The sequence below is a fragment of the Staphylococcus sp. HMSC071G07 genome (genome assembly GCF_001811435.1).
GTDB classification, from domain to species: domain Bacteria; phylum Bacillota; class Bacilli; order Staphylococcales; family Staphylococcaceae; genus Staphylococcus; species Staphylococcus pettenkoferi.
In genome coordinates this window covers 74,274-79,211 of sequence record NZ_KV804766.1, presented here as the reverse complement: position 1 = coordinate 79,211, position 4,938 = coordinate 74,274, and the positions used below count along the sequence as shown (strand labels likewise).

General features: G+C 39.6%; 3 protein-coding genes and 1 pseudogene. 1 reads left to right on the top strand and 3 read right to left on the bottom strand.

Going from position 1 to position 4,938, the window contains the following annotated elements; all coding sequences use genetic code 11:
• Window positions 1-189 precede the first annotated feature (189 nt).
• The 3 genes from HMPREF2802_RS04245 to HMPREF2802_RS04235 all read right to left on the bottom strand — a co-directional run bounded on the left by HMPREF2802_RS04245 (window position 190) and on the right by HMPREF2802_RS04235 (window position 3,788).
• Entirely contained in the window at window positions 190-1,311 is a 1,122-nt protein-coding gene (locus HMPREF2802_RS04245) for an HAD family hydrolase (protein ID WP_070502871.1), read from the bottom strand.
• A gap of 144 nt (window positions 1,312-1,455) precedes the next feature.
• Window positions 1,456-2,937, bottom strand: a complete 1,482-nt coding sequence (gene nagE, locus HMPREF2802_RS04240; protein WP_070502870.1) for an N-acetylglucosamine-specific PTS transporter subunit IIBC — start codon at window positions 2,935-2,937, stop codon at window positions 1,456-1,458.
• Between the two features lie 233 nt (window positions 2,938-3,170).
• A complete protein-coding gene (locus HMPREF2802_RS04235; RefSeq protein WP_049411290.1) occupies window positions 3,171-3,788 on the bottom strand; it encodes a lysophospholipid acyltransferase family protein in 618 nt (205 codons plus the stop codon).
• Window positions 3,789-3,950: 162 nt separating this feature from the next.
• Here HMPREF2802_RS04235 and HMPREF2802_RS04230 point away from each other — a divergent pair.
• Window positions 3,951-4,938, top strand: a pseudogene (locus tag HMPREF2802_RS04230) (S1C family serine protease); the annotation flags it as partial.

Sequence of the window (4,938 nt, the reverse complement as noted above, 5' to 3'; positions counted from 1 at the left end):
GAAAATTTGCTCAAGAATTTATTTTAAGCTGTTTTTTATTTATCTCAGAAGTCAATTCACATTTATGTCTCATGCTCAATATTTGTCGCAGTAGCTCTCTGTACTTGAGATAACTCACGCTGTCATAAATACGAGTCAATCTTGCGGATCAAGACTACGAAATTATTCTCATTTCTGTCTTGCGCCCACTTACAATAAAATATTTCTTATTTGCAACACATCGTCTACGATATAACCCGCCTCATAACCTTCTAATTCTGCTTTCGCGTCTTTCCCTTTTAACCCTGTCAGTGGACCGATAAATGTTGCACCAATCTTCTTCGCACAAAGTAAATCAGCTAACGAGTCACCAACGATATACACCTCTTCGTCCTCGAGTCGTTGTGCTTGATCCTGTGCATACTGACTATATTTAGACACTTCATTCCCAAAGTAAGCAGCTAAATATGTAAATGGATTAGGCTTAGCGAGTGGTCGTTGCTCGGGCAATATTTGTTCCGCTTTCAAGACATCAGACGCTGTCACGACATGTTGTTTATCAAAATAATCACTTAAACCGAGACTTCGAAACGGAACTTCAGTTTCTGTGCGCGGTCGTCCTGTAGCTAGCGCAAGTTGATAGCCTGCATCTACCAAATCTTGTAGTAATATTTGAATATCTTTAACAGGTGCGAGCACAACTTCGTGATAAATATAACCTTCTTTAAATGTTGATTTAGCAGCTTTCTCTTCTACTTCCTCAAATAATTGACGTCCTAAATACCATTCTTGATAGACCTCTTGAGCAAGTTGCCAATATGAGCTACTCATTTCAAACATATCTACTTTATCTGTATATAACGCCGCTTGAGCATGTGCTTGTAAAGCTTCAAAGATTTCATTCTTTTCATGCTTTACTTGTTTTAAAAATTTCATGGGGCTCTCAAAGTTTAACGCAACTTCGTTAACATGCTGTCCTAAAAATTGTAATGCTTCTGCAGAAATTGTTTCTGATTCAAGAAAGGCTTGTAACGTTCTTGGATCAATAGCCTTACAAATCTCAATCGTATGTAACGCCAACACGATAAACAACATGTCCCAATTCGAATTGAGCCCCATTGATTTTAACTGTTGTAGAATCTCATCTTGGTAAAAGACGAGTTCACGTATTTCTTTAATATCTTCTTCAGTAAGTTGACTGAAGTCGATTGAAGGATGTAGACCGATATACTCTGAACTCATCAGAATTTCGTAAACTGTGAGTGCAGCGACATCGAAGCAACGGTCTTCGCTCAAGAAGACGCCGTCTACATCAAACAAGATTGATTTCATTCTCCCATGCCACTCCCTTATAACTGAACTGTGCTACGCCTATATTACTATCTGTATAGTAAAAGAGCAAATAGCACTAAACTATTTGCTCTTATTCTCATAGATTCAATTCTCTTCTTAAATGTGACTAGCTAAAAGGAATAGTTATTCTTGACCATTCATTAAGCTTTCAACTTCATCTGCAACTTGTTGAACTTGTGGACCGATGACGACTTGAGCATTGTGTTGTCCACTCGTTGTCACACCTACTGCGCCGGCATTTTTAATCATATCTTTATCTATCTGTTGATTATCCTGAAGCTCTAATCTTAACCGAGTCGCACAATTGGTGAGTGATGTAATATTCTCTTTTCCACCTAAGCCTGTAAGTATTTGCTGCGTCATCGCATGATATTTACCACCTGTTGCTGCGTTCTTTTTACCATCAGAAGTTGAATCAGTTTCCTCTGTAGGATCTTGAAGTAAGTTAGAACCGCGACCTGGTGTATTCAAGTTAAAGAGCCTGATAACGACACGGAAGATAACGTAATACAGAATAAAGAACACGATGCCCTCTACAATCAACATCAACGGATGATTGGCTACAGGATTGACGAGTGATAACAGATAATCAATCAAACCTGCACTGAATGAGAAACCTGCTGTCCAGTGGAACAATGCAGCAATAAACATGGATAAACCCGTTAAAAATGCGTGGATGACGAAAAGCAATGGTGCCACAAACATAAACGCAAACTCAATCGGTTCTGTAACACCAGTGATAAAGGCCGAAACTGCTCCTGCTAACATCAAGCCGTAGACCCGTTTCTTCTGCTTCGATTCAGCTGAATGATACATCGCAAGTGCGGCGGCTGGCACACCAAACATCATGACTGGGAAGAAACCTGCTTGATAACGGCCAGTAATGCCCTTCACAGCTTCGTGTCCTGACTGGAACTTGTGTATATCATCAATGCCGGCAATATTAAACCAGAAGACAGAATTCAACGCATGGTGTAAGCCTGTCGGAATTAAGAGACGGTTGAAGAAGCCATAAAGGAAAGCACCTATAGGTCCGAATCCGATAATCCATTTCGCAAAGGTAACAATTGCATCGTAAATATAAGGCCACACGACCATTAATACGACGATGAGCCCTAAACTAAAGAAAGCTGTCATAATCGGTACGAGTCGTTTACCACTGAAGAAGGACAGCGCCATAGGAAGCTCCGTCTGACTGAAACGGTTGTATGTAAATGCGGCGATTAAGCCAACGAGTAAACCAACAAAGACGTTTCCATTATTCATTTGCTCAAAGGCCATGTTGACATCATTCTTATCAATTCCTAACAGCACTGATAAATGCTCGGGCTTGAGCACTTGCGTTGTTAAAAAGAAACCGACAACCGCTGCTAAAGTCACTGCACCATCGTTCTTCTTCGCCATCCCCAATGCAACCCCTACTGCAAAGAGTATGCCAAGTTGATCGAGAATCGCCTTACCACTCTGAGCAAAGAACTCAGCGACATGTGGCCAAAGTTGAAGGGCGTTTAATAAATTCCCTATACCTGTAATAATTGCAGCGGCAGGTAAGACTGCAATCGGTAGCATCAATGATCTACCTAAACGTTGTAGAAAGTTATACATTCTATATCCTCTTTTCTTTATCTTTGATAATAATTTGAATGAGCAACTATAATAGCCATTAATATATTAACACAGCACCTCTCTCAGACCTATAGACCTTGTGAAATCGACACAAAAAAGCTAAAGTCCAACAACTCGAGCCTTTATGTAGTGCGTAATATAAGACAAGAGTTGAACACTTTAGCTTTAATAATCGATTTATAGTTGTAATGATTTGAAAAACGCTGACTTAATTAATCTCCGTACGTCTCAACTAATTCTTGATGTAATGCTTTCGTACGTTTTTCTAATTCTTTCGTGATGTAAGTTAACTTTTCATTACGTTTCATGGACTTCGGAAGTGATTTCGTGTCGATAGGTTCTCCAAATTTAATATGCGCTTTACCAAAGAATAATCCTTTGATATCTTTAGGACCAACGTAAGCTGCTGGTACGATAGGCGTTCCTGCCATCATCGCGATAGTCGCCGCCCCACGTTTCAATGGTGCATCTTCATCTTTCTTCGTACGGTGTCCTGCCGGGAATAACCCTACTGTCTTATTCTTTTTCAACAATTTGATGGGTTGTTTCAAAGTACTTGGACCTGGGTTTTCACGATCTACTGGAAAAGCATTTAAAGATTTCAGGAACTTGCCAATATATTTATTGTAAAAGAGTTCCTTTTTCGCCATATAATGTATTTGGTTCGGAGAAATTGCTAAACCAAGCATAATAACCTCATTATAACTTTCATGCGTACACGTCACGACATACCGATAAAGTTGAGGTATATTCTCTTTTCCATGAACCTCCAAACTTTTACAAACTTTAATCAGTATAAAAGTTAAGATAGCTCGACAAAAATTATACATACGTTCACCTACTTTAATAACTGTTATACAATAATAAATTTTACCATTTCCGCTATACCGCCTCAACAAAAGATTGAAACTCTCGAAATATAACGTGATTTACTAGAAAAATATTGCAAAAACTCTCATAATAGTAGATGAATATTATAATGGAGGTTAAATATGTTTCAGAATAAAGACACACGACAAGACAACGTCAATTACTCTATCTCCTATCCGAGTTCAAGGCGTTATAAACCGAAATTTCCTTGGTTTAAGACGATTATCATAGCGCTCATCGCAGGAATTATCGGTGCGCTTATCGTGTTAGGTATAGGGAAAGTTGTCGATCATACTGTGCCAGAGAAAGATGGTGCGAAGGTCAATCAATCCCACAGTGGTAGCAGTGGCAATACGATGGATGGTAAAAGTGATAAATACGACTCCGTCAATCAGATGGTCAACGATATTTCACCCGCTATCGTAGGTGTCGTTAACATGCAGAAAGTTCACAGCATCGAAGATTTCCTCGAAGGTAAGAAATCTAAAGCTCAAGAAGCTGGCGTGGGTTCTGGAGTAATTTATCAGAAGAATAATAAAGACGCTTACATCGTCACTAACAACCACGTGATTGATGGCGCAAGTAAGATTAAAGTGCAATTACACAACTCTAAACAAGTCGATGCAAAACTTGTAGGTAAAGATGCGATGACAGATATGGCCGTGTTAAAGATCGATAATACGAAAGGTATCAAAGCCATTCAATTCGCAGACTCTAGTAAAGTGAAGACTGGAGATAGCGTCTTCGCAATGGGTAACCCACTCGGTCTCGAATTCGCTAACTCAGTAACATCAGGCATTATCTCAGCGAACGAACGTACAATTGATGCTCAAACTTCCGAAGGGCCTAACAAAGTCAACGTTCTTCAAACTGACGCAGCGATCAACCCAGGTAACTCTGGTGGTGCACTCGTAGACTTAAACGGTAATCTCGTCGGAATTAACTCCATGAAGATTGCGAACGAGCAAGTTGAAGGTATCGGCTTTGCTATTCCAAGTAACGAAGTTCAAGCAACGATCAAACAGCTTGTTGAGAAAGGTAAGATTACTCGCCCTTCTATCGGTGTTGGTCTACTCAACCTTGAAGAAATTCCAGATGAGTATAAAGACA